General features: G+C 52.7%; 20 protein-coding genes and 2 pseudogenes. 10 read left to right on the forward strand and 12 right to left on the reverse strand.

Going from position 1 to position 24,436, the window contains the following annotated elements; translation table 11 throughout:
• Window positions 1-11 precede the first annotated feature (11 nt).
• The 3 genes from cusB to pheP all read left to right on the forward strand — a co-directional run bounded on the left by cusB (window position 12) and on the right by pheP (window position 5,868).
• Window positions 12-1,235, forward strand: coding sequence for a Cu(+)/Ag(+) efflux RND transporter periplasmic adaptor subunit CusB (gene cusB, locus BGE37_RS18295; RefSeq protein ID WP_105288300.1), 1,224 nt, complete (start codon window positions 12-14; stop codon window positions 1,233-1,235).
• Window positions 1,236-1,246: 11 nt separating this feature from the next.
• Complete coding sequence (gene cusA, locus BGE37_RS18300) at window positions 1,247-4,390, forward strand: Cu(+)/Ag(+) efflux RND transporter permease subunit CusA (RefSeq protein ID WP_105277244.1); 3,144 nt, start codon at window positions 1,247-1,249, stop codon at window positions 4,388-4,390.
• A gap of 101 nt (window positions 4,391-4,491) precedes the next feature.
• The gene (gene pheP, locus BGE37_RS18305) at window positions 4,492-5,868 is read left to right on the forward strand and encodes a phenylalanine transporter (RefSeq protein WP_000786299.1); all 1,377 of its coding nucleotides are present in this window, start codon (window positions 4,492-4,494) and stop codon (window positions 5,866-5,868) included.
• Window positions 5,869-5,948: 80 nt separating this feature from the next.
• Here the strand turns inward: pheP and ybdG are convergent, their stop codons facing one another.
• The 6 genes and pseudogenes from ybdG to BGE37_RS25900 all read right to left on the reverse strand — a co-directional run bounded on the left by ybdG (window position 5,949) and on the right by BGE37_RS25900 (window position 10,396).
• The gene (gene ybdG / locus BGE37_RS18310; RefSeq protein WP_001153126.1) at window positions 5,949-7,196 is read right to left on the reverse strand and encodes a mechanosensitive ion channel YbdG; all 1,248 of its coding nucleotides are present in this window, start codon (window positions 7,194-7,196) and stop codon (window positions 5,949-5,951) included.
• Window positions 7,197-7,303: 107 nt separating this feature from the next.
• Complete coding sequence (nfsB, locus tag BGE37_RS18315) at window positions 7,304-7,957, reverse strand: oxygen-insensitive NAD(P)H nitroreductase (RefSeq protein WP_105277245.1); 654 nt, start codon at window positions 7,955-7,957, stop codon at window positions 7,304-7,306.
• 94 nt (window positions 7,958-8,051) lie between these two features.
• Window positions 8,052-8,420: an MmcQ/YjbR family DNA-binding protein gene (locus BGE37_RS18320; protein WP_105277246.1), complete on the reverse strand. Its 369-nt coding sequence runs from the start codon at window positions 8,418-8,420 to the stop codon at window positions 8,052-8,054.
• Window positions 8,421-8,484: 64 nt separating this feature from the next.
• Entirely contained in the window at window positions 8,485-8,733 is a 249-nt protein-coding gene (locus tag BGE37_RS18325) for a DUF1158 domain-containing protein (protein ID WP_000682514.1), read from the reverse strand.
• Between the two features lie 65 nt (window positions 8,734-8,798).
• A complete protein-coding gene (locus BGE37_RS18330; RefSeq protein ID WP_001122261.1) occupies window positions 8,799-9,917 on the reverse strand; it encodes a YbdK family carboxylate-amine ligase in 1,119 nt (372 codons plus the stop codon).
• 219 nt (window positions 9,918-10,136) lie between these two features.
• Window positions 10,137-10,396 (reverse strand): annotated as a pseudogene (locus BGE37_RS25900) (hypothetical protein).
• Here BGE37_RS25900 and hokE (BGE37_RS18345) point away from each other — a divergent pair.
• A complete protein-coding gene (gene hokE / locus BGE37_RS18345; RefSeq protein ID WP_000956465.1) occupies window positions 10,365-10,517 on the forward strand; it encodes a type I toxin-antitoxin system toxin HokE in 153 nt (50 codons plus the stop codon). The pseudogene BGE37_RS25900 and the gene hokE (BGE37_RS18345) sit on opposite strands and share 32 nt — an antisense overlap.
• 350 nt (window positions 10,518-10,867) lie before the next feature.
• Window positions 10,868-11,020, forward strand: a complete 153-nt coding sequence (gene hokE, locus BGE37_RS18350) for a type I toxin-antitoxin system toxin HokE (protein WP_000956467.1) — start codon at window positions 10,868-10,870, stop codon at window positions 11,018-11,020.
• 107 nt (window positions 11,021-11,127) lie between these two features.
• Here hokE (BGE37_RS18350) and BGE37_RS25905 read toward each other — a convergent pair.
• Window positions 11,128-11,394 (reverse strand): annotated as a pseudogene (locus BGE37_RS25905) (hypothetical protein).
• On the opposite strand from BGE37_RS25905, the gene hokE (BGE37_RS18360) reads away from it, so the two are divergent.
• Window positions 11,363-11,515 carry a type I toxin-antitoxin system toxin HokE gene (gene hokE / locus BGE37_RS18360; protein WP_000956467.1) on the forward strand — a complete coding sequence of 51 codons (153 nt, stop codon included), beginning with the start codon at window positions 11,363-11,365 and terminating at the stop codon, window positions 11,513-11,515. The pseudogene BGE37_RS25905 and the gene hokE (BGE37_RS18360) sit on opposite strands and share 32 nt — an antisense overlap.
• Window positions 11,516-11,636: 121 nt before the next feature.
• Here hokE (BGE37_RS18360) and entD read toward each other — a convergent pair whose 3' ends face one another.
• Window positions 11,637-12,257, reverse strand: a complete 621-nt coding sequence (gene entD, locus BGE37_RS18365) for an enterobactin synthase subunit EntD (RefSeq protein WP_077756944.1) — start codon at window positions 12,255-12,257, stop codon at window positions 11,637-11,639.
• 174 nt (window positions 12,258-12,431) lie between these two features.
• On the reverse strand, window positions 12,432-14,672 hold the full coding sequence (gene fepA / locus BGE37_RS18370; protein WP_105288301.1) for a siderophore enterobactin receptor FepA: 2,241 nt from the start codon (window positions 14,670-14,672) through the stop codon (window positions 12,432-12,434).
• 242 nt (window positions 14,673-14,914) lie between these two features.
• Here fepA and fes point away from each other — a divergent pair, with 242 nt between their 5' ends.
• The 4 genes from fes (at window position 14,915) to wzz(fepE) (ending at window position 21,564) form a co-directional block, all read left to right on the forward strand.
• Window positions 14,915-16,117, forward strand: a complete 1,203-nt coding sequence (gene fes / locus BGE37_RS18375; RefSeq protein ID WP_105268416.1) for an enterochelin esterase — start codon at window positions 14,915-14,917, stop codon at window positions 16,115-16,117.
• A 2-nt stretch (window positions 16,118-16,119) separates the two neighbouring features.
• Window positions 16,120-16,338, forward strand: a complete 219-nt coding sequence (locus BGE37_RS18380; RefSeq protein WP_000885808.1) for an MbtH family protein — start codon at window positions 16,120-16,122, stop codon at window positions 16,336-16,338.
• Window positions 16,335-20,216: an enterobactin non-ribosomal peptide synthetase EntF gene (gene entF, locus BGE37_RS18385; RefSeq protein WP_105288302.1), complete on the forward strand. Its 3,882-nt coding sequence runs from the start codon at window positions 16,335-16,337 to the stop codon at window positions 20,214-20,216. The genes BGE37_RS18380 and entF overlap by 4 nt, the downstream gene beginning before the upstream one ends.
• Before the next feature lie 214 nt (window positions 20,217-20,430).
• The gene (wzz(fepE), locus tag BGE37_RS18390) at window positions 20,431-21,564 is read left to right on the forward strand and encodes an LPS O-antigen length regulator Wzz(fepE) (RefSeq protein WP_000096729.1); all 1,134 of its coding nucleotides are present in this window, start codon (window positions 20,431-20,433) and stop codon (window positions 21,562-21,564) included.
• On the opposite strand, the gene fepC is transcribed toward wzz(fepE), so the two are convergent.
• From fepC to fepD, 3 genes are read right to left on the reverse strand one after another with little or no spacing between them, the layout of a single operon-like run.
• On the reverse strand, window positions 21,561-22,376 hold the full coding sequence (gene fepC, locus BGE37_RS18395; RefSeq protein WP_039021062.1) for an iron-enterobactin ABC transporter ATP-binding protein: 816 nt from the start codon (window positions 22,374-22,376) through the stop codon (window positions 21,561-21,563). The two genes, wzz(fepE) and fepC, sit on opposite strands and share 4 nt — an antisense overlap.
• Window positions 22,373-23,365: an iron-enterobactin ABC transporter permease gene (gene fepG, locus BGE37_RS18400; RefSeq protein ID WP_105271874.1), complete on the reverse strand. Its 993-nt coding sequence runs from the start codon at window positions 23,363-23,365 to the stop codon at window positions 22,373-22,375. Before fepG ends, fepC begins: the two co-directional genes overlap by 4 nt.
• Window positions 23,362-24,366, reverse strand: a complete 1,005-nt coding sequence (gene fepD, locus BGE37_RS18405; protein WP_001295314.1) for a Fe(3+)-siderophore ABC transporter permease — start codon at window positions 24,364-24,366, stop codon at window positions 23,362-23,364. Before fepD ends, fepG begins: the two co-directional genes overlap by 4 nt.
• Window positions 24,367-24,436: the final 70 nt, after the last annotated feature.

Consider the following 24,436-nt stretch of genomic DNA (forward strand, 5'->3'; position numbering starts at 1 on the left):
GGTTTAATGAGATGAAAAAAATCGCGCTTATTATCGGCAGCATGATCGCGGGCGGTATTATTTCTGCGGCAGGTTTTACCTGGTTTGCAAAGGCTGAACCGCCCGCAGAAAAAACGTCGACCGCAGAACGTAAAATATTATTCTGGTACGACCCGATGTATCCCAATACGCGGTTCGATAAACCAGGTAAATCGCCGTTTATGGATATGGATCTGGTGCCGAAATATGCCGATGAAGAGACTTCTGCGTCTGGTGTGCGCATTGACCCGACCCAGACGCAAAATCTGGGGGTGAAAACGGCGACCGTCACGCGCGGGCCGCTGACTTTTGCCCAGAGTTTCCCAGCGAATGTGAGTTACAACGAGTATCAGTTTGCCATTGTGCAGGCCCGCGCAGCCGGGTTTATCGACAAGGTGTATCCGCTTACCGTAGGCGATAAAGTGCAAAAGGGCACACCGCTTCTCGACCTGACCATTCCCGACTGGGTGGAAGCGCAGAGTGAGTATTTACTGCTGCGCGAAACCGGCGGGACGGCGACCCAGACCGACGGTATTCTTGAACGCCTGCGGCTGGCGGGAATGCCGGAGGCCGATATTCGCCGCCTGATCGCCACGCAAAAAATCCAGACTCGCTTTACGCTCAAAGCGCCCATTGATGGCGTGATCACCGCGTTTGATCTGCGCGCGGGAATGAATATCGCCAAAGATAACGTGGTCGCGAAAATTCAGGGTATGGACCCGGTGTGGGTCACTGCTGCGATCCCGGAGTCCATCGCCTGGCTGGTGAAAGATGCCTCGCAGTTTACGCTCACCGTTCCGGCGCGACCGGATAAAACGCTCAGCATCCGCAAATGGACCCTTCTACCCGGCGTGGATGCCGCGACCCGCACGCTGCAACTGCGTCTGGAAGTCGACAACGCCGACGAGGCGCTAAAACCGGGAATGAACGCCTGGTTGCAACTCAACACCGCCAGCGAACCGATGCTGCTCATTCCGTCACAGGCACTGATTGATACTGGTAACGAACAGCGGGTGATTACCGTTGATGCCGACGGGCGCTTTGTACCGAAACGCGTTGCTGTTTTCCAGGCGTCGCAAGGCGTCACCGCGCTACGTTCTGGTCTGGCGGAAGGTGAAAAGGTGGTTTCCAGCGGCCTGTTCCTGATTGATTCTGAAGCCAATATTTCTGGCGCACTGGAGCGGATGCGCTCTGAAAGTGCTACCCATGCGCATTGAGGGAATAACCAATGATTGAATGGATTATTCGTCGCTCGGTGGCGAACCGTTTTCTGGTGCTGATCGGCGCGTTGTTTCTGAGTATCTGGGGCACCTGGACTATCATTAACACGCCAGTGGATGCGCTGCCGGATCTCTCCGATGTGCAGGTGATTATTAAAACCAGCTATCCCGGTCAGGCACCGCAAATCGTTGAAAATCAGGTGACTTATCCGCTAACCACCACCATGTTGTCAGTACCTGGCGCGAAGACTGTGCGCGGTTTCTCGCAGTTTGGCGACTCTTATGTATATGTCATTTTCGAAGATGGCACCGATCCGTACTGGGCGCGCTCGCGGGTGCTGGAGTACCTCAACCAGGTACAGGGTAAGCTGCCTGCGGGAGTCAGCGCCGAGCTGGGACCAGATGCCACAGGTGTTGGCTGGATCTATGAATATGCACTGGTGGATCGCAGCGGTAAGCACGATCTGGCCGATTTACGCTCATTGCAGGACTGGTTTCTCAAATATGAGTTAAAAACTATCCCTGACGTTGCGGAAGTGGCGTCGGTAGGTGGTGTGGTGAAAGAGTATCAGGTGGTTATCGATCCCCAGCGCCTGGCGCAATATGGCATCAGTCTCGCCGAAGTAAAAAGCGCGCTGGATGCTTCAAACCAGGAAGCGGGCGGTTCGTCGATCGAACTGGCGGAAGCGGAATATATGGTGCGCGCCAGCGGCTATCTGCAAACGCTCGACGACTTTAATCACATCGTTTTAAAAGCCAGTGAAAATGGCGTGCCCGTTTATCTGCGTGATGTTGCGAAGGTCCAGGTTGGCCCGGAAATGCGCCGGGGCATTGCCGAACTGAATGGCGAAGGAGAAGTGGCGGGTGGGGTGGTGATCCTGCGTTCCGGCAAAAACGCCCGTGAAGTGATCGCCGCCGTGAAGGACAAACTGGAAACGCTGAAAAGCAGTCTGCCGGAAGGCGTGGAGATAGTTACAACATACGATCGCAGCCAGCTTATTGACCGCGCCATCGACAACCTCAGCGGCAAGTTGCTGGAAGAGTTTATTGTGGTGGCGATGGTCTGCGCGCTGTTTCTCTGGCATGTGCGCTCGGCACTGGTGGCGATTATTTCGTTGCCGCTGGGGTTGTGTATTGCTTTTATTGTCATGCACTTCCAGGGACTGAATGCCAATATTATGTCGCTGGGCGGTATTGCGATTGCCGTCGGGGCGATGGTCGATGCCGCTATCGTCATGATCGAGAATGCGCATAAACGGCTGGAAGAGTGGCAGCACCAGCATCCTGACGCCACGCTGGATAATAAAACGCGCTGGCAGGTGATCACCGATGCATCTGTTGAAGTAGGTCCGGCGCTGTTTATCAGTCTGCTGATTATCACGCTGTCGTTTATCCCGATCTTCACCCTGGAAGGGCAGGAAGGGCGTCTGTTTGGCCCGCTGGCGTTCACCAAAACGTATGCGATGGCGGGCGCGGCGCTGCTGGCGATCGTGGTGATCCCCATCCTGATGGGCTACTGGATCCGTGGCAAAATTCCGCCAGAAAGCAGTAACCCGCTCAATCGCTTTTTGATTCGTGTTTATCATCCGCTGTTGCTGAAAGTACTACACTGGCCGAAAACCACGCTGCTGGTGGCAGCGCTTTCGGTGCTTACGGTTCTCTGGCCGCTCAATAAAGTTGGCGGGGAATTTTTACCGCAGATCAATGAAGGCGACTTGTTGTATATGCCATCGACGCTGCCGGGGATTTCCGCAGCAGAGGCGGCGAGTATGCTGCAAAAAACCGACAAGCTGATTATGAGCGTGCCGGAAGTGGCGCGGGTGTTTGGCAAAACCGGGAAAGCGGAAACCGCCACCGACTCCGCACCGCTGGAGATGGTAGAAACGACCATCCAGCTTAAGCCACAGGATCAGTGGCGGCCAGGCATGACGATGGACAAAATCATTGAGGAACTGGACAACACCGTGCGTCTGCCGGGGCTGGCGAATCTGTGGGTGCCGCCAATCCGTAACCGTATCGATATGCTCTCGACCGGCATTAAAAGCCCCATCGGCATTAAAGTTTCCGGCACTGTGCTGGCGGATATCGACGCGATGGCGGAGCAAATTGAAGAAGTGGCGCGAACGGTGCCAGGCGTGGCTTCTGCCCTTGCTGAACGTCTGGAAGGTGGGCGCTATATCAACGTTGAGATCAACCGTGAAAAAGCCGCCCGTTACGGTATGACGGTGGCGGATGTGCAGTTGTTTGTGACTTCTGCGGTGGGCGGTGCGATGGTTGGTGAAACGGTGGAAGGGATTGCCCGTTATCCAATTAATCTGCGTTATCCGCAAAGCTGGCGCGATAGCCCACAGGCGCTGCGCCAGCTGCCGATCCTGACGCCAATGAAGCAGCAAATTACCCTGGCAGACGTGGCCGACGTTAAAGTCTCTACCGGACCGTCGATGCTGAAAACCGAGAATGCGCGCCCGACAAGCTGGATTTATATCGATGCCCGCGATCGTGACATGGTGTCGGTGGTTCACGATTTGCAAAAAGCGATTGCCGGGAAAGTGCAGTTAAAACCGGGCACCAGCGTGGCATTCTCCGGGCAGTTCGAGCTACTGGAGCGCGCCAACCATAAGCTGAAACTCATGGTGCCGATGACGTTGATGATCATCTTCGTGCTGTTGTATCTGGCGTTCCGTCGCGTGGGCGAAGCGTTGCTGATTATCAGCAGCGTACCGTTTGCGCTGGTGGGCGGCATCTGGTTGCTGTGGTGGATGGGCTTTCATCTTTCCGTGGCGACGGGCACTGGCTTTATCGCCCTCGCCGGGGTCGCCGCCGAATTTGGCGTGGTGATGTTGATGTATTTACGTCACGCCATAGAGGCAGATCCATCCCTGGATAATCCGCAAACATTCAGCGAGCAGAAGCTGGATGAAGCGTTATATCACGGCGCGGTACTGCGCGTGCGCCCGAAAGCGATGACGGTGGCGGTGATTATCGCGGGTCTGCTGCCGATTTTGTGGGGAACGGGGGCAGGTTCAGAGGTGATGAGCCGGATTGCCGCGCCGATGATTGGCGGCATGATCACCGCACCTTTGCTGTCGCTGTTTATTATTCCGGCGGCGTATAAGCTGATGTGGCTGCACCGACACCGGGTACGGAAATAAAAGCAGGATACCCGGTTTAACCGCGTGGATTGTGTCTTGCGACGATGGGCACTAAATGTTAAAAGGTGCCCCTCAACAAAAAAGTCACACAGGGGAAAGGCGTGAAAAACGCGTCAACCGTATCGGAAGATACTGCGTCGAATAAAGAGCCGACGCTTCATCGCGGATTACATAACCGTCATATTCAACTGATTGCGCTGGGTGGCGCTATTGGTACTGGTCTGTTTCTTGGCATTGGCCCGGCGATTCAGATGGCAGGTCCGGCTGTATTGTTGGGCTACGGCGTCGCCGGGATCATTGCTTTCCTGATTATGCGCCAGCTTGGCGAGATGGTGGTTGAGGAGCCGGTATCCGGTTCGTTTGCCCACTTTGCCTATAAATACTGGGGACCGTTTGCGGGCTTTCTCTCAGGCTGGAACTACTGGGTGATGTTCGTACTGGTGGGGATGGCTGAGCTGACCGCTGCGGGCATCTATATGCAGTACTGGTTCCCGGATGTTCCAACGTGGATTTGGGCTGCCGCCTTCTTTATTATCATCAACGCCGTTAACCTGGTGAACGTGCGCTTATATGGCGAAACCGAGTTCTGGTTTGCGCTGATTAAAGTGCTGGCGATCATCGGCATGATCGGCTTTGGCCTGTGGCTGCTGTTTTCTGGTCACGGCGGCGAGAAAGCCAGTATCGACAACCTCTGGCGCTACGGTGGTTTCTTCGCCACGGGCTGGAATGGGCTGATTTTGTCGCTGGCGGTGATCATGTTTTCCTTCGGCGGTCTGGAGCTGATTGGGATTACTGCCGCTGAAGCGCGCGATCCGGAAAAAAGTATTCCAAAAGCGGTAAATCAGGTGGTTTATCGCATCCTGCTGTTTTATATCGGTTCACTGGTGGTTTTACTGGCGCTCTATCCGTGGGTGGAAGTGAAATCTAACAGTAGCCCGTTTGTGATGATTTTCCATAATCTCGACAGCAATGTGGTGGCTTCTGCGCTGAATTTCGTCATTCTGGTAGCATCATTATCGGTATACAACAGTGGGGTTTACTCCAACAGCCGGATGCTGTTTGGTCTTTCTGTGCAGGGTAATGCACCGAAATTTTTGACTCGCGTCAGCCGTCGCGGCGTGCCGATTAACTCGCTGATGCTTTCCGGGGCTATCACTTCGCTGGTGGTGTTGATCAACTATCTGCTGCCGCAAAAAGCATTTGGTCTGCTGATGGCGCTGGTGGTGGCAACGTTGCTGTTGAACTGGATTATGATCTGTCTGGCGCATCTGCGTTTTCGCGCGGCGATGCGACGTCAGGGACGAGAAACACAGTTTAAAGCGCTGCTCTATCCGTTCGGCAACTATCTCTGCATTGCCTTCCTCGGCATGATTTTGCTGCTGATGTGCACGTTGGATGATATGCGCTTGTCGGCAATTTTGCTGCCGGTGTGGATTGTATTCCTGTTTGTGGCGTTTAAAACGCTGCGTCGGAAATAAGGCGTTCACGCCGCATCCGACAAAACGAAGTCAACCATCTGAATCCGCTCTCATCCATTCGATGAGAGCGGATTTTTTAATTACTGCTTAAATGCACCTGCCAGGGAGCGAATATCATTGCCGGTTGGCGACTGATGAAGCCGCAGACCAAACTCTTCGACAATCGCAAATATATGGTCGAAAATATCAGCCTGAATACTTTCATATTCCAGCCACACCACGGTGTTGGTAAACGCATAGATCTCGAGCGGTAAACCGTTATCGCCAGGAGCCAGTTGGCGTACCATTAAGGTCATATCTTTACGAATCCGCGGATGGTTACGTAGATATTCGTTCAGATAGGCGCGAAAGGTTCCAATATTGGTCATTCGACGCAGGTTTAATACCGACTCCGTAGAACCTTGCTGGCGATTCCACTCATTAATTTCCTGATGGCGGCTGGTTAAATAAGGTTTTAACAAATGCGCTTTATTCAGACGTTGCATTTCGTCTTCATCAAGAAAATGAATACTGGTGACATCAATGCTGATACTGCGTTTAATACGTCGCCCGCCGGATGCTGACATCCCGCTCCAGTTTTTAAAGGAGTCAGAAACCAGAGACCAAGTAGGAATAGTGGTAATGGTATTGTCCCAGTTACGCACTTTGACGGTGGTTAACCCAATATCGATCACCGCGCCATCCGCGCCGTATTTCGGCATCTCCAGCCAGTCGCCCAGTTTCAGCATATCGTTCGCGGAAAGCTGAATACCTGCCACCAGACCAAGAATCGGATCTTTAAATACCAACATCAGCACGGCAGCCATTGCACCAAGACCGCTGATCAGAATCGCTGGCGATTGACCAATCAGCAGCGAGATCATCAAAATGCCGACCAGAATCGCGCCGATCAGTTTAATCCCCTGAAATATCCCTTTCAGCGGTAACTGAGACGCCGCCGGGAATTTCTGCGCCAGATTCAAAATAACATCCAGCAACGAGAAGACTGAAAGCAGTGCATACATCATGATCCACAACTGCGCGCAGGTGGTCAGAATATCAGCCGCTTCGGTGCCTTTTTGCAGCCAGAATACCGCCTGAATATTGACGATAATCCCCTGCAAGGTGAAAGCTAAACGGTGGAAGAGTTTATTCTGGGTAATGATTTGCAACCATAGCCGTGAACTGGCGATGGCACGTTTTTCGAAGGTCCGTAGTACTACCCAGTGCAAAATAATATGCACTACAACGGCAGTCAGAAAAATAATACCGAAAATCATCACCATCGAGGTGGTGTGATCAAACTCAATACCCGCTAAATCTTCAACCTGGGATATTAAATCCTGCATAACGTCTCCTTTATACAACAGTAGCCTATGATGACGGCTGAAACAGGGTTATGCAAATCAGGATAATCTGAGGGGAAATAGCCGGGCGGATGCCCGGCAAAGGAGAATTACACTTCAGTTATGGTGATGTCTTGCGGCAGACGGGATTTCGGCAGTGTAGCGTTGAAATCTTCGACGCTGTGATGACCTACCGGAACAACCACCAGGCTGGTGTAGCCTTTCTCTTTCAGACCAAATTCTTCATCGAGGATTGCTGCGTCAAAACCTTCGATTGGCACCGCGTCCAGACCCAGCGCCGCAACGCCCAGCAGGAAGTTACCGACATTGAGGTAAACCTGTTTTGCCATCCACTCAGCATCATCATGCAGATCTTTACGGTGCATATCGGCGAAGAATTTGCGGCCTTTATCGTTCGCGGCTTTCGCTTCCGGCGTGGCAAAGCGGCCATCGGCATCTTCCTGGTCAACAACCTGTTTCAGCCAGGCATCGTCCATCGCGGTTTTCGCGCAGAACACCACGACGTGCGAGGCATCAAGCATTTTGCGCTCGTTGAACACGTAATTACCGGCAGCGGATTTGGCAACACGCGCTTTGCCTTCTTCCGTGCTGGCAACAATAAAATGCCATGGCTGGGAGTTGGTGCTGGATGGGCTGTATTGCAGCAGCGTTTTGATCTGCTCGGCCTGTTCCGGGGTAAGTTTTTTGCTGGCATCAAATGCCTTAGTGGAATGACGCTTTAAGGCGACAGAAATGATATCCATAAAGACTCCATGTGTAAGTAATTTTGCGTGCCAGCAGATTACAAGGTTCAACGAGAAATGGTAAGCGAGAAAAATGCGCTATAGATTTTCGCTTTTAGTCTGGGCGCAATCTTTTTTGATCGCGTTTAGATAAGCCATCAACCACTAAATTCCATGAATCATCGATAAGATCGCGCAGTAACGCTTCGGAGATCTCATCGCCTGGATACACTGAAATCCAGTGCTTCTTATTCATGTGATATCCTGGCTTAATGCTCGGGTATATCTGCTGATTTAACAGGGATTTTTGTGGATCGGACTTCAAATTGATAAAGGGGACGCCGCGCAGCTCCGACGACAGCATAAAAATCTTGCCGCCAATTTTAAAAACATCGAACTCCGGGCCAAAAGGCCAGCAAAGCTCGACAAAGGGTAACTCAAGGGCCAGGCGTTTCGCCGTTTCGTGCAGTGATTGCTTATCCATAAACGTTCCTTTAGGCGAAGGAGAATAAGCAAAGTATGCCGTGAAGTACGGCGATAATCGACGTTTAATCCGCCAGCGAGAACCAGCGTCGCCAGATAAAGCGCAGAACAAAATACTCAATTGCGCCCAGCACTAAAAACCACAGGCAAAACAATAAAGTGTAAAGCTGGCTAAGATCCATCAGATGGAACGTGCTCACCAGTTTTTGTGCCAGCGTCAGCCCCAGTGCGGGGGCGGGCAGCAGCAGGCAAGAGAGGAAAGCCATCAGCAAAATGCCTGCTGCGGTGGTTAAGGTTTCTAAAGGGTGTTTCATAACATTGTTAAATGTAAGTTAAAACACCATTGTCAGGGATATTCTTCTGTAAGGCAATTCCCGACTTATTCTCCGGCCCAAATCTCACAATGCTTTTTCACCAGTCCAATCAGCGAGCCGCCATCGGCGACGAAATCACGCATCAGCTGCGCTTCATTCAGACCGCTGACGACCTGGCGATGCAGGGCCTCAATCGCGCTCGATGCGCCAATTTTATCTGCGGAAGGGGCGATTTTTTCCAGTAAACGTAAGGTGTCTTCCGTTAGTGGCCGACGATCGCCAGTGTGCGGATCGGTAATGGCACCTTCCAGCCCATAACGGCAGGCCTGGAAGCGGTTGAATTTATACAGCAGGTAATCTTTTTCCTGATGTTTAAACGGGCGTTCCGTCAGTAACCAGTGGGCGGTAGCCTGAATCAATCCTGCCATATTTACCGCATGGCTAAGGGTTAACGGGGTATCCATTACCCGAACCTCCACCGTGCCAAAATGAGGACTGGGGCGAATATCCCAGTGCAGATCTTTAATGCTGTCGATCATCGTGGTGTAACTCAGACAACGAAACAGGGCTTCAAATTGTTGCCAGTTACTGACCCACGGCATTGGGCCATTGTCGGGAAAGGCGGAAAAAATATTCGGTCTTGAGGAGGCAAAACGCGTATCCGTTCCTTGCATATATGGCGACGCGGCGGAAAGGGCGATAAAGTGCGGCACAAACCGTGACAGGCCGTGCAGCAAATAAATGGCGTCATCGCCACTGGCGCAGCCAACATGGACATGCTGACCAAAAACGGTCGCCTGCTGAATGAGATAACCAAAGTTTTCCAGCGTTCGTTGATAGCGTTCGTTATCGCATACCTCCTGACGCTGCCATTTCTGAAACGGGTGCGTGCCACCGCCGCAAATTTCCAGATGATGGTCTGCGGCTGCCTGCAATACGACTTTCTGCATCGCTGAAAATTGCCCGGCAGCCTGGTTGATATCACGGCAAACATCCGTCGCCAGCTCCAGCATGCTTTCGGTGATATCGTGCTTTACTTCCCCGGCAGTGATCTGATTTTTAACCGCGTCAATCAGCGTTGAAGAGTCCTGGCTTAAGTCATAGCCCGGCGGATTAACCACCTGCATTTCCAGTTCAATACCGAGGGTAAAAGGTTCAGAGACTTGAAAATCGGGTATTGGCATAGGTTTCTCTTATGTTGGCGTTTTCATTTGAGTATAGAAGTGGGAGCGACTGGGCGAGATGCGGAAGTTCTGGAATGTTTTTTTTTGGTGATGGTGAACTGATTGTGACTGAAGAAGTTTGGCTACTTTGCAATGTGCCAGGTTATGGCAGAGCTGGCTGGCGGCGGAGAATTTTGATGATTGAGGGGCGAAGGAAAAACTGGCTTAGTTTCGGTTGATCTAATGCGTAGTGAGAAGTCCGAAATAAGACCAACTGTATAAATAAACAGCTATTTTGCTAAGGAAGGGTAAGATGACTGCGGGTGCCTGAAGCTTTCCGGTTTCAGGTTTACTCTGAGGTCTGGAAAGATGAAGCCCCAGGAGATATTTCTATCAACCCTGGGGCTGCCACTCCAAACCCGAACAATTTGGATGGTAGTCCCTTCTTCGCATGGAGGCAATATAAACATGCTGACGAAATATGCCCTTGTGGCAGTCATAGTGCTGTGTTTGACGGTGCTGGGATTTACGCTTCTGGTCGGAGACTCGCTGTGTGAGTTTACGGTGAAGGAACGTAATATTGAGTTTAAGGCTGTTCTCGCTTACGAACCGAAGAAGTAGCCGTTGTGCGGGGAGTAATTCCCGCATATCCGGTTGTCAGGTCAGGGTGGTAAGGCACCTGTTTTACACTTTCGCCCGCGGTCAGTGATGGCTGCGGGCGATGTCGTTTTAAGGGCAATGATCAGTTTTGCCAACAGAAGTCCGAAACAGGACTCACTGTATAAATAAACAGCTATTTCGCTAAGGAAGGGTAAGATAACGGCGGGTGCCTGAAGCTTTCCTGTTTCAGGTTTACTCTGAGGTCTGGAAAGATGAAGCCCCAGGAGATATTTCTATCAACCCTGGGGCTGCCACTCCGAACCTCAACAACTCGGATGGTAGTCCCTTCTTCGCATGGAGGCAATATAAACATGCTGACGAAATATGCCCTTGTGGCAGTCATAGTGCTGTGTTTAACGGTGCTGGGATTTACACTTCTGGTCGGCGACTCGCTGTGTGAGTTTACCGTAAAGGAACGTAATATTGAGTTCAGGGCTGTTCTCGCTTACGAACCGAAGAAGTAGCCGTTGTGCGGGGAGTAATCCCCGCATATCCGGTTGTCAGGTCAGGATGGTAAGGCTCCTGCTTTACATTTTCGCCCGCGGTCAGCAATGGCTGCGGGCGATTTCGTTTAACTGGCATGGGCGATAATACCAATGAAAAGTCCGGAACAGGATTTACTGTATAAATAAACAGCCATTTTGCTAAGGAAGGGTAAGATAACGGCGGGTGCCTGAAGCTTTCCGGTTAACTCTGAGGTCTGGAAAGATGAAGCCCCAGGAGATATTTCTATCAACCCTGGGGCCGCCACTCCAAACCAGACAATTTGGATGGTAGTCCCTTCTTCGCATGGAGGCAATATAAACATGCTGACGAAATATGCCCTTGTGGCAGTCATAGTGCTGTGTTTGACAGTGCTGGGATTTACGCTTCTGGTCGGCGACTCGCTGTGTGAGTTCACCGTAAAGGAACGTAATATTGAGTTCAGGGCTGTTCTCGCTTACGAACCGAAGAAGTAGCCGTTGTGCGGGGAGCAATCCCCGCATATCCGGTTGTCAGGTCAGGATGGTAAGGCACCTGCTTTACACTTTCGCCCGTGGTCAGTGATGGCTGCGGGCGAATCGTACCAGATGTTGTCAATTAATCGTGTTGGCACAGCGTTATGACTATTTTTTCTTTTATCTGCCAGTGCACAGCAAACTGCTCATCCTCTAGTCGAATGATGATCTGCTGTTTATTCCAGCTAATTATCTGATAATCCAGAAAACCTTGAGCGGCCTGTATCTTGCTTGCCTTAAATGCGCTCTCTTTGGCGGAAAATGCCAGTGTCAGCGCCAGAGAAAAGGTTAAACCGCATTCTGCGAGTCGCTCGTGTTCTGCTGGTGTAATAATGTTGTCTGTCAATTCTCTTGCGGTTTGTACAGAGAAAATCTCTTCGATATCAATGCCAATCGGTTGACGAGATACCACGGCTAATGCCGTAGTCCCGCAGTGGCTAATACTGCCGTATACCTCCGCAGGCCACACAGGTTGGCGTAGCTCGCCGATTGCGGGCACACATTTATAGCCATATTCCCGCAAGGCGTAAACAGCAGCGATCCGTCCGGCTAAATGCTCTGTTTTACGTTTACGTCCAGCGTGTTGCAGTTGTGCGTAGTGTGGCAGCCAGAGTAAATCCTGCTCGCGAAAACTCACCGGATCGAACTCAACAAAATGCAGCGTATGTCCGGCAAAGGGGAGGGAGGTATGCGTAGTTTTCATGTCGACCATATTAGAGACTGATGACAAACGCAAAACTGCCTGATGCGCTACGCTTATCAGGCCTACACTATCCTGCAATATATTGAATTGGCAAAATTTTTGTAGGCCGGATAAGGCGTTCACGCCGCATCCGGCATGAACGACGCGCACTTTGTCAACAATCTGACGTTAGCATCAGAAGTGCGTATTAATGCTCATATACCATGTACGTCCCGGCTCGTTATAGGTATACGCCCCGGCACCGGCGATATAGTTGGCTCCTGCCAGATCGCCCGTGGTCTGGGCATTACCCGCACGCCACAAACGTTTGTCGAACAGGTTGTCCACGCCGCCGGTCAGACTGACATTCTTCGTCACATCCCAGGTCGCGCTCAGACCCACAATGCTGTACGGACTGATTTCTTTGGTTTCCGGGCCAACCGCTGGCTGACCTTTATAGTTGTACTTCTTCGGCTGCTGCTTGCCGTACCAGGTGAAGGTCGTTTGCATCGACAAATCTTCCCGTGCCTGCCAGCTCAGCGTTGAGTTCAACGTATATTCCGGGATGATCGATAAACGGTCGCCCGTAGTTTTGTTTTCACTCTTCAGCATATAAGTGATGTTGTTGGTCCACATCACCGTTTCGCTAACCGGTACGTTTAACGATCCTTCCAGACCTTCAACCACCGCTTTCGGCACGTTATCCCACTGATAGAGATCGGTGCCGACTGCGTTTTGCCCTACAGCCACATAGCCCGCTTCAATCTTATTGCGATAATCGTTACGGAACCAGGTGACGCCAGCCAGCCAGCCGTCGCGTTTGAACTCCAGCCCAATCTCTTTGTTGATACTGGTTTCCGCTTTCAGGTCGTCGTTACCCTGCAAATAGCAGCCGCCCGCGCTGGCATAGCAGCCCTGACCTTTACTGTAGAGAATGTAGTTCGGGTTAGTCTGGTACAGGCTCGGCGCTTTATAAGCACGGGCGATGCCCATTTTCAGCGTGAAGTCATCGCCTAAACCTTGCGATATATTCAGCGCCGGACTCCAGTTATTGCCGACAATGCTGTGATGATCGAAACGCAGCCCCGGCGTTACGATGGTGCTGTCAGTCAGCTCCATGTTGTTTTCGGCAAATAGCGAGAAAATTTCTGCCTTTGAATATGGGCTACGGTCGGTGGCACTCACACCATCAATAGCACCGCCGGTATTCGTTCCGGTCAGCGCCTGGGTGTTGGAACTTAAGTCCTTCATCCGCTGCTGATTCCACTCAGTCCCCAGCGTCAGCGTCTGGTTAACGAGGAAATCAATCGGCAGGTTAACTTCGCTGTGCAACATCACGTCATCAAGATCGATATCGACGAAATCTTGTGTCGCTTTTTCGTTAAATTTCCCTTCGGTGCCGCCCGCCAAACCTTCCGGTATACGCGAGTTACGGGTGTGTTCGTACTGCACCCAATTGCTGGTGGTCACGCCGTTATCCCAGCCACCGTTCCAGGTCAGCGAGTAGTTCTGGCGATACAGGCGGTTGGTTTCATCGCCATATTTCGAGCGCGTATAGGAATCGGAGTTGGTGTTTTGGGTATCACCTGCATACAGGTTACCCTGGCGGCTGTAGCCCGCTTCAAGTTCGAGTGATTGCATAGGGGCGAAGTCCCAACGCACCACGCCATTGATATCTTTGTTGATCACCCCTTCGCGCCCGGCTGGTAACGTCGTGGCATACGTTCCGGCACGCGCTGACTGATGGCCCTGGTTAATATCCCACGCATCAGCCTGAGTTTTGTCGAGGTTGCCATATAAACGGAAGCTGAATTGGTCGCCCAGCGGACCGGTCAAGCTGAAATTGGTGCGTTTGGTGGCACCTTCCTCTTTATGCTCTGGCGCATTGAAATAAGCATCCCAGGAGCCGTGCCACTCGCCGCTGCCTTTTTTGGTAATGATGTTAACCACGCCGCCCGCCGCGCCGTTGCCATAACGCGCAGCTGCCGGACCACGCAGAACTTCAATACGTTCAATCATTTCAGGCGGCACCCAGGAGGTATCACCACGGGTATCACGCTCGCCACGCCAGCCCTGACGCACCGAGTTACGGCTGCTGACAGGCTTACCGTCAATCAAAATCAGCGTGTTTTCCGGACCCATGCCGCGAATATCAATCTGGCGGTTATTACCACGCTGACCACTAGTGGAGTTACCTGTCAGGTTAACGCCAGGCATGGTACGAATGATCTCCGATACATCGCGGGCAACCGGGTTTTTGCGGATTTCATCTGCGGTGATGGTCGAAACGCCTGGCGCCTGCAAGTTCTGCTCGGCGGCGGTAACGACAATAGTATCGTCATGTGAAACAGGAGTATCGGTTGGCTCTTGTGCCTGCGCTACCCCATAAATCCCCAGATTGACCAACAAGGCCAGGGAATGAATCTTCTTGTTCATTGTTTTATTCCTGCATTTTTGCCACGAATTGCAACTGTCGGGCGTAGTCGTCATCAATACGACGTATCCCGCTACCGCGAAAACCTTTGATCCTGAAAGACACGCAGTGCAGTTGGTTAATTAATGTCCGCGCTTCCCACGGCGCGCCATTACGCTATTGCAAATGCAAATAGTTATCAATAATATTATCAATATATTTCTGCAATCAATGAAAAATTGCACAGTAAACATGGGGTTATGGTGTGACGGCGTTAAAAGTAGGAAGTGAGAGCTGGTGGCAGTCGAAACATGGCCCGGAATGTCAGCGTCTGAATGACGAAATGTATCAGGTCACTTTCTGGTGGCGTGATCCACAAGGTTCTGAAGACCACTCGACGATAAAGCGCGTATGGGTCTATATCACTGGCGTGACCGATCACCATCAGAACAGCCAGCCCCAGTCGATGCAGCGAATTGCAGGGACCGATGTCTGGCAGTGGACGACACAACTCAATGCCAACTGGCGCGGCAGCTACTGTTTTATTCCTACCGAACGTGATGACATTTTTTCTGCTCCATCACCTGATCGCCTCGAATTGCGCGAAGGCTGGCGAAAACTATTACCCCTGGCGATAGCCGATCCGCTGAATCCACAAAGCTGGAAAGGCGGGCGAGGGCACGCTGTTTCTGCACTCGAAATGCCGCAAGCGCCCCTGCAACCAGGATGGGATTGTCCGCAAGCGCCAGAAACGCCTGCCAAAGAAATTATCTGGAAAAGTGAACGGTTGAAAAATTCACGCCGTGTATGGATTTTTACCACCGGCGATGCAACAGCAGAAGAACGTCCGCTGGCAGTTTTACTTGATGGCGAATTTTGGGCGCAGAGTATGCCCGTCTGGCCTGCGCTGACTTCGTTGACCCATCGTCAGCAACTTCCTCCCGCCGTGTACGTGTTGATCGACGCTATCGACACCACGCAACGTGCCCACGAACTGCCATGTAATGCGGATTTCTGGCTGGCAGTACAGCAAGAGTTATTACCCCAGGTGAAAACTATCGCCCCCTTTAGCGATCGCGCCGATCGTACTGTGGTCGCCGGGCAGAGTTTTGGTGGGCTTTCCGCGCTGTATGCCGGACTGCACTGGCCTGAACGCTTTGGCTGTGTATTAAGCCAGTCGGGATCGTACTGGTGGCCGCACCGGAGCGGTCAGCAAGAGGGCATGTTACTTGAACAGCTCAAAGCTGGTGAAGTTAGCGCCGAAGGTCTGCGCATTGTGCTGGAAGCGGGTCTTCGCGAGCCGATGATTATGCGGGCCAATCAGGCGCTGTATGCGCAATTACCCCCCCTAAAAGAATCCATTTTCTGGCGTCAGGTTGACGGCGGACATGATGCGCTTTGTTGGCGCGGTGGCTTGATGCAGGGGCTAATCGACCTCTGGCAACCACTTTTCCATGACAGGAGTTGAATATGGCATTCAGTAATCCCTTCGATGATCCGCAGGGCGTGTTTTACATTTTACGCAATGCGCAGGGGCAATTCAGTCTGTGGCCGCAACAGTGCGCCTTACCGGCAGGCTGGGATGTTGTGTGTCAGCCGCAGTCACAGGCGTCCTGCCAGCAGTGGCTGGACGCCCACTGGCGTACTCTGACACCGGCGAATTTCATCCAGCAGCAGGAGGCGCAATGAGCCAGCATTTACCTTTAGTTGCCGCACAGCCCGGCATCTGGATGGCAGAAAAACTGTCGGATTTACCCTCCGCCTGGAGCGTGGCGCATTACGTTGAGTTAACCGGAGATGTTGATGCGCCATTACTGGCTCGCGCGGTGGTTGCCGGATTAGCGCAAGCAGATACGCTGCGGATGCGTTTTACGGAAGATAACGGCGAAGTCTGGCAATGGGTCGATGATGCGCTGACGTTCGAACTGCCAGAAATTATCGACCTGCGAACTAACATTGATCCGCACGGTATTGCGCAGGCATTAATGCAGGCGGATTTGCAACAAGATCTGCGCGTCGATAGCGGTAAACCTCTGGTTTTTCATCAACTGATACAGGTGGCAGATAACCGCTGGTACTGGTATCAGCGTTACCACCATTTGCTGGTCGATGGCTTCAGTTTCCCGGTCATTACCCGCCAGATCGCCAACATTTACTGTGCATGGATGCGTGGCGAACCAACACCGGCTTCGCCGTTTACGCCTTTCGCTGATGTCGTGGAAGAGTACCAGCAGTATCGCGAAAGCGAAGCCTGGCAGCGTGATGCGGCATTCTGGGCGGAGCAACGTCGTCAACTACCACCGCCCGCGTCACTTTCTCCAGCCCCTTTACCTGGGCGCAGCGCCTCGGCAGATATTTTGCGTCTGAAACTGGAATTTAACGGCGGGGAATTCCGCCAGTTGGCTACGCAACTTTCAGGTGTACAACGTACCGATATAGCCCTTGCGCTGGCGGCTTTGTGGCTGGGGCGATTGTGCAACCACATGGACTATGCCGCCGGATTTATCTTTATGCGTCGACTGGGCTCAGCTGCGCTGACGGCTACCGGACCTGTGCTCAACGTGTTGCCGTTGGGTATTCACATTGAGGCACAAGAAACATTGCCGCAACTGGCATCCCGACTGGCCGCTCAACTGAAAAAAATGCGTCGTCATCAACGTTACGATGCCGAACAAATTGTCCGTGACAGCGGGCGCGCGGCGGGAGAGGAACCGCTGTTCGGTCCGGTGCTCAATATTAAAGTATTTGATTATCAGTTAGATATTCCGGGGGTACAGACGCAAACCCATACCCTGGCAACCGGTCCGGTTAATGACCTTGAACTGGCCCTTTTCCCGGATGAAAACGGTGATTTGAGTATTGAGATCCTCGCCAATAAACAGCGTTACGATGAGCCAACGTTAATCAAGCATGCTGAACGGCTGAAAATGCTGACGGCGCAGTTTGCCGCGGATCCGGCGCGGTTGTGCGGCGATGTCGATATTCTGCTGCCAGAAGAGTATGCACAGCTGGCGCAGATCAACGCCACTCAGGTTGAGATTCCAGAAACTACGCTTAGCGCGCTGGTGGCAGAACAAGCGGCAAAAACACCGGATGCTCCGGCGCTGGCAGATGCGCGTTACCAGTTTAGCTATCGGGAAATGCGCGAGCAGGTGGTGGCGCTGGCGAATCTGCTGCGTGAGCGCGGCGTTAAACCTGGCGACAGCGTAGCGGTGGCACTACCGCGCTCGGTCTTTTTGACTATGGCGCTACATGCGATAGTTGAAGCAGGTGCGGCCTGGCTACCGCTGGATACGGGCTATCCGGACGATCGCCTGAAAATGATGCTGGAAGATGCGCGTCCGTCACTGTTAATCACCACCGATGATCAACTGCCGCGCTTTAGCGATATCCCCAATTTAACCAGTCTTTGCTATAACGCCCCGCTTACACCGCAGGGCAGTGCGCCGCTGCAACTTTCACAACCGCACCACACGGCTTATATCATCTTTACCTCCGGTTCCACCGGCAGGCCGAAAGGGGTGATGGTCGGGCAGACGGCTATCGTTAACCGCCTGTTATGGATGCAAAACCACTACCCGCTCACAGGCGAAGATGTTGTTGCCCAAAAAACGCCGTGCAGTTTTGATGTCTCGGTGTGGGAGTTTTTCTGGCCGTTTATTGCTGGGGCGAAACTGGTGATGGCTGAACCGGAAGCGCACCGCGATCCGCTCGCTATGCAACAATTCTTTGCCGAATATGGCGTAACGACCACGCATTTTGTGCCGTCGATGCTGGCGGCGTTTGTTGCTTCGCTGACGTCGGAAACCGCTCGCCAGAGTTGCGCGACGTTGAAACAGGTTTTCTGTAGCGGAGAAGCCTTACCAGCCGATTTATGTCGCGAATGGCAGCAGTTAACCGGCGCGCCGTTACATAATCTTTATGGCCCGACGGAAGCGGCGGTGGATGTGAGCTGGTATCCAGCCTTTGGTGCTGAACTTGCAGCGGTACGCGGCAGCAGTGTGCCGATTGGCTACCCGGTGTGGAACACGGGCCTGCGCATTCTCGATGCGATGATGCATCCGGTGCCGCCGGGTGTGGCAGGCGATCTCTATCTCACCGGTATTCAACTGGCGCAGGGGTATCTTGGACGACCCGATCTGACCGCCAGCCGCTTTATTGCCGATCCTTTCGCGCCCGGTGAACGCATGTACCGTACCGGAGATGTTGCCCGCTGGCTGGATAACGGCGCGGCGGAGTATCTCGGGCGTAGTGATGATCAGCTAAAAATTCGTGGTCAGCGGATTGAACTGGGCGAAATCGATCGTGTGATGCAGGCGCTGCCGGATGTCGAGCAAGCAGTTACCCACGCTTGTGTGATTAATCAGGCGGCAGCCACCGGAGGGGATGCGCGTCAATTGGTGGGCTATCTGGTGTCGCAATCGGGCCTGCCGCTGGATACCAGCGCATTGCAGGCGCAGCTTCGCGAAAAATTGCCACCGCATATGGTGCCCGTGGTTCTGCTGCAACTGCCGCAGTTACCACTTAGCGCCAACGGTAAGCTGGATCGCAAAGCCTTACCGTTGCCGGAACTGAAGGCACAAGCGTCGGGGCGTGCGCCGAAAGCGGGCAGTGAAACGATTATCGCCGCGGCGTTCTCGTCATTGCTGGGTTGTGACGTGCAGGATGCTGACGCTGATTTCTTCGCGCTTGGCGGTCATTCGCTACTGGCAATGAAACTGGCAGCACAACTCAGTCGACAGTTTGCCCGTCAGGTGACGCCGGGGCAGGTGATGGTCGCGTCAACCGTCGCCAAACTGGCAACGGTTATTGATGGTGAAGAAGACAGCACCCAGCGCATGGGATTTGAAACCATCCTGCCGTTGCGTGAAGGTAATGGCCCGACGCTGTTTTGTTTCCATCCAGCATCTGGTTTTGCCTGGCAGTTTAGCGTGCTCTCGCGTTATCTCGATCCTCAATGGTCGATTATTGGCATCCAGTCTCCGCGCCCTCATGGCCCCATGCAGACGGCGGCAAACCTGGATGAAGTCTGCGAAGCGCATCTGGCAACGTTACTTGAACAACAACCGCACGGCCCTTATTACCTGCTGGGGTATTCGCTGGGCGGTACGCTGGCGCAGGGGATTGCGGCACGGCTGCGTGCCCGTGGCGAACAGGTGGCATTTCTTGGCTTGCTGGATACCTGGCCGCCAGAAACGCAGAACTGGCAGGAAAAAGAAGCTAATGGTCTGGACCCGGAAGTGTTGGCGGAGATTAACCGCGAACGTGAAGCTTTCCTGGCGGCACAGCAGGGAAATACTTCAACGGAGCTGTTTACCACCATTGAAGGCAACTACGCTGATGCAGTGCGCTTGTTGACCACTGCCCATAGTGTTCCGTTTGATGGAAAAGCGACGCTGTTTGTTGCCGAACGCACGCTTCAGGAGGGGATGACTCCCGAACGGGCCTGGGCACCATGGATTGCGGAGCTGGATATCTATCGTCATGATTGCGCGCATGTGGATATTATCTCGCCGATGGCGTTTGAAAAAATAGGGCCAATTATTCGTGCGGCGCTAAATAAGTAAATTTATATTATCTATAAACCCATAATTACAATAAATGATTATGGGTTTATTATTTATTTAATTTATCAATTTAACGGATATTTCTCTGAAATAGAGTGAATGTTGCATTCAGTGGGAGGAATTTACAAACTTCAGCTTCGGATAAATCTCACCAACTGGTAAAGTGGGGGCCGTGGAGATTTACTCTTATTGGACCCATTTCAGGTTATACCGCATGTCATCACTGAATATTAAACAGGGAAGTGACGCTCATTTTCCCGAGTATCCTCTGGCGTCGCCCAGTAATAATGAAATTGATTTACTTAATCTAATTGAAGTTTTATGGCGGGCCAAAAAAACGGTCATGGCGGTCGTTTTTGCGTTTGCCTGCGCAGGTTTACTGATCTCTTTCATCCTGCCGCAAAAATGGACCAGCGCGGCGGTTGTCACGCCTCCAGAACCTGTTCAGTGGCAGGCGCTTGAGAAAACATTCACTAAGCTTCGTGTGCTGGATCTGGATATCAAAATTGATCGTACAGAAGCATTTAACCTGTTTATCAAGAAGTTTCAGTCTGTTAGCTTACTGGAAGAGTACCTGCGCTCATCACCTTATGTGATGGACCAATTAAAAGAGGCGAAAATCGACGAACTGGATTTGCATCGCGCTATCGTCGCATTGAGCGAAAAAATGAAAGCGGTTGATGACAATGCCAGTAAGAAAAAAGATGAACCGTCACTGTATGCCTCCTGGACGCTAAGTTTCACCGCGCCAACCAGTGAAGAGGCGCAGACCGTTTTGAGCGGGTATATCGATTATATCTCTGCGTTGGTGGTGAAAGAGTCGCTAGAAAACGTCCGTAATAAACTGGAAATCAAAACCCAGTTTGAAAAAGAAAAACTGGCTCAGGATCGCATTAAAACGAAAAACCAACTTGATGCAAACATTCAGCGCCTCAATTATTCACTCGACATTGCCAACGCGGCAGGAATTAAAAAGCCCGTTTATAGCAATGGTCAGGCAGTTAAAGATGACCCCGACTTTTCTATTTCTCTCGGCGCAGACGGTATTGAACGTAAACTGGAAATTGAAAAAGCGGTCACTGACGTTGCGGAGCTGAATGGTGAATTACGTAATCGTCAGTATCTAGTCGAGCAATTAACAAAAACAAATGTCAACGATGTGAATTTTACGCCGTTTAAATATCAGTTGCGTCCGTCATTACCGGTAAAAAAAGATGGTCCGGGTAAGGCGATTATCGTGATCCTTTCTGCGTTGATCGGCGGTATGGTGGCTTGTGGTAGCGTGCTGTTGCGCCATGCCATGGCATCCAGAAAACAGGATGCCATGATGGCAGACCACTTAGTTTAAATCTTCGCGGTTGAAGGTGCCGTTCGTCCGAGCGGCACCACAAGCGGAGTTCCGGCTACCGGATCGTCAATGATCATGCAACGCAAACCATAAATACGCTCAATCAGTTCAGCAGTGACTATTTCTTTTGGTGCTCCTTGAGCGACAATTTTCCCTTCACGTAATGCAATCAAATGGCTAGCGTACCGACAGGCCTGATTAAGATCGTGCAGTACCGCCGCCAGGGTATAGCCTTTCTCGCGGTTCAGTTCGCTTAACAATTCCAGCAAATCAATCTGATGACTGATATCCAGCCAGGTGGTGGGTTCGTCGAGTAGCATAATTGCCGTTTCCTGGGCCAGCACCATCGCGATCCACGCTCGCTGACGTTGCCCACCGGAGAGGGTATCAACGCTTTGATTTGCCAGATGAGTTATTCCTGTGGCCTGCATCGCTTTCGTTACCGCTTCTTCATCTTCTTTACGCCAGCGGGTAAACAGCGGTTGATGCGGGTAACGCCCGCGCGCTACTAACTCCTGCACGGTGATATCTCCCGGCGTGGTGGCGTTTTGCGCCAGTAAACCAATCCGGCGTGCGACCTCTTTACTGGCGTAATGTTGAATGTGCTCGCCATCCAGCCAGACATGCCCGTGAGCAGGCGTCATCAGGCGGCTTAAGGTACGCAGTAACGTGGATTTACCGCAGCCATTTGGCCCGATAATCGCTGTGAAGTGACCATCAGGAATTTCTACAGTCAGATTTTCCGCAACGGTATATTTGCCATATCCGAGGGTTAACTGTTCGCCGCGCAAACGGGCTACTGATTCGGTCATTTTTTGCGAGACTCCTGAATTAACAAGACGATAAGGTAAATACCGCCGAGGCTGACGGTAACAACGCCAACCGGAAGTTGATACGGCATAAACAGTTGTTGAGCACAGAGATCGGCTGCCAGCAGTAACAGCGCACCGCACAGCGCTGCCTGGGTTAGACCCCAGCGAGCGGTGCCGCTGATACGGCGGGCAATGTGTGGCGCGACTAAAGCAATAAAGGAAATCGGCCCCGCCAGGGCAGTGGCAGCTGCGGTAAGTACTACGGCGACCAGCATCATTAACAGCCGTGAACGTTCGACGCTGACGCCTAACGCACACGCGGTGTCATCACCCATCTCCAGCAAGCGCATCCGCCTTACCAGTAAGGCGGCGGCAATTAGCATCAATATAATGATGGGCGCGGAGGGCGAGGTTTTTGCCCACGTCAGGCCATTGAGCGATCCGGCATTCCACAAACCCGCTGTTAGCGCCGTTTCTAATGACGCTTTCAGCAACAGCCAGGTATTAAAGGCCACCAGCATGGCGCGAACACCGATGCCGATAATAATCAACCGAAAAGTGTCGATACCGTTACGCCAGGCAAGCAGCCAGACTAACAGCGAAGTGACAATGCCGCCCGCCATTGCTGCCAGTGCGATAGCCGTCAGGTCCTGACCAAACAGCACCATCGCTACCAGCACGCCGCTCCACGCTCCGGTGTTAAAGCCCATTACGTCAGGGCTGCCGAGTGGGTTACGCATCAACGACTGAAAAATCGCGCCGCTGACGCCCAGTGCCGCACCAATCAACAGTGCCATTAGTACCCGCGGTAAACGCCATTCGGTGACCACCATTGTCATACTGCGCGGTGCGTCACCCATCAGCGCGGCAAATACCTGAGAGGTTTCCAGCGTGACGGCACCGCTGCGTAATCCCCACACGCTTGCCATCACACAAGCTATTAGCAACAGCAGACAGGTGATAATTAATCGACGAGAGACGTAAATCATGCGCCACCTCGCGTTTTACGTCGTACAAGGAAGATCAGCACTGGTGCGCCAATAAAGGCACTGACTACAGAAACGCGCAGTTCGCCGGGAACAATCACCCGCCCGATAATATCGGCAAACAGCAGCAGGGCAGGTGTGGCGAGCAGCGTGACGGGCAGCGACCAGCGATGATCGGCACCTACCAGCCAGCGCGCCATATGCGGCATCATCAGGCCAATAAAGGCAATCGGGCCAACTACCGCCGTCGCACTACCACAAAGCACGGTAATCGCCAGTAGGCCAATCAACTGCGTGCGTGCTACGCGACTGCCCAGCGCCGTCGCGGTGTCACTGCCGAGGCTTAAACTGTTCAGCGCGCGGCTCAGTAATAGTGCAGTTGCTCCAGCGATCAGCACCGGGATCAGCACTACTTTTAAGGTGTGTAAATTACGAATATCCAGCGAACCGGCTTGCCAGAAACGCAGTTGATCGTAGACGTCGGGATTAAGCAGGGCGATGCCGCTGGTCAGCCCTTCCAGCACTGCCGCCAGCGCCACGCCCGCCAGAGTTAAACGCACCGGACTTAACTGCCCACCGCCCTGGCTGCCAGTAAAGGCAACAATCAACGAGGCCACCAGCGCCCCGGCGAAGGCCATCGCCAGTTGTTCCTGCGCGGATGAGTAACCAAACAGCGCCGCGCCCAGCACAATGGCAAAGCTGGCCCCGGCGTTCACGCCAAGCAAGCCGGGGTCGGCAAGTGGGTTTCGGGTGAGGGTTTGCATTAACGCCCCGGCAAGCCCAAGCGCGCCGCCTGCCAGTAAACCGGCAAGGGTGCGCGGCAGTCGCGCGTCGAGCACGATGGTGCAGTCGGCGCTCTGGCAGGTGCCGGAGAGGGCCTCCAGTACTACGGAAGCGGGGAGTGATTTTGCCCCAATGAGCAGGCTTAATGCCGTCGCGATAATCAGTAATAACAGCAATCCGGGCACGGCAATGGCGCGTGTCACGGCAACAGAACCAGACATACGAACTTCCATGATAATGAAATTAATTATCGTTATCGATCTTATTTGGATATGTTAGCATGTGCAGCCT

This window comes from Escherichia sp. MOD1-EC6300 (assembly GCF_002965045.1).
In the GTDB taxonomy this organism is placed as follows: Bacteria; Pseudomonadota; Gammaproteobacteria; order Enterobacterales; family Enterobacteriaceae; genus Escherichia; species Escherichia coli_F.

Excerpts from the sequence above, each read along its gene's own strand:
- cusB (WP_105288300.1), top strand. The coding sequence starts at position 12 with ATGAAAAAAATCGCGCTTATTATCGGCAGCATGATCGCGGGCGGTATT.
- cusA (WP_105277244.1), top strand. The coding sequence starts at position 1,247 with ATGATTGAATGGATTATTCGTCGCTCGGTGGCGAACCGTTTTCTGGTG.
- ybdG (WP_001153126.1), bottom strand. The coding sequence starts at position 7,196 with ATGCAGGATTTAATATCCCAGGTTGAAGATTTAGCGGGTATTGAGTTT.
- nfsB (WP_105277245.1), bottom strand. The coding sequence starts at position 7,957 with ATGGATATCATTTCTGTCGCCTTAAAGCGTCATTCCACTAAGGCATTT.
- BGE37_RS18320 (WP_105277246.1), bottom strand. The coding sequence starts at position 8,420 with ATGGATAAGCAATCACTGCACGAAACGGCGAAACGCCTGGCCCTTGAG.
- BGE37_RS18325 (WP_000682514.1), bottom strand. The coding sequence starts at position 8,733 with ATGAAACACCCTTTAGAAACCTTAACCACCGCAGCAGGCATTTTGCTG.
- BGE37_RS18330 (WP_001122261.1), bottom strand. The coding sequence starts at position 9,917 with ATGCCAATACCCGATTTTCAAGTCTCTGAACCTTTTACCCTCGGTATT.
- hokE (WP_000956465.1), top strand. The coding sequence starts at position 10,365 with ATGCTGACGAAATATGCCCTTGTGGCAGTCATAGTGCTGTGTTTGACG.
- hokE (WP_000956467.1), top strand. The coding sequence starts at position 10,868 with ATGCTGACGAAATATGCCCTTGTGGCAGTCATAGTGCTGTGTTTAACG.
- hokE (WP_000956467.1), top strand. The coding sequence starts at position 11,363 with ATGCTGACGAAATATGCCCTTGTGGCAGTCATAGTGCTGTGTTTGACA.
- entD (WP_077756944.1), bottom strand. The coding sequence starts at position 12,257 with ATGAAAACTACGCATACCTCCCTCCCCTTTGCCGGACATACGCTGCAT.
- fepA (WP_105288301.1), bottom strand. The coding sequence starts at position 14,672 with ATGAACAAGAAGATTCATTCCCTGGCCTTGTTGGTCAATCTGGGGATT.
- BGE37_RS18380 (WP_000885808.1), top strand. The coding sequence starts at position 16,120 with ATGGCATTCAGTAATCCCTTCGATGATCCGCAGGGCGTGTTTTACATT.
- entF (WP_105288302.1), top strand. The coding sequence starts at position 16,335 with ATGAGCCAGCATTTACCTTTAGTTGCCGCACAGCCCGGCATCTGGATG.
- fepC (WP_039021062.1), bottom strand. The coding sequence starts at position 22,376 with ATGACCGAATCAGTAGCCCGTTTGCGCGGCGAACAGTTAACCCTCGGA.
- fepG (WP_105271874.1), bottom strand. The coding sequence starts at position 23,365 with ATGATTTACGTCTCTCGTCGATTAATTATCACCTGTCTGCTGTTGCTA.
- fepD (WP_001295314.1), bottom strand. The coding sequence starts at position 24,366 with ATGTCTGGTTCTGTTGCCGTGACACGCGCCATTGCCGTGCCCGGATTG.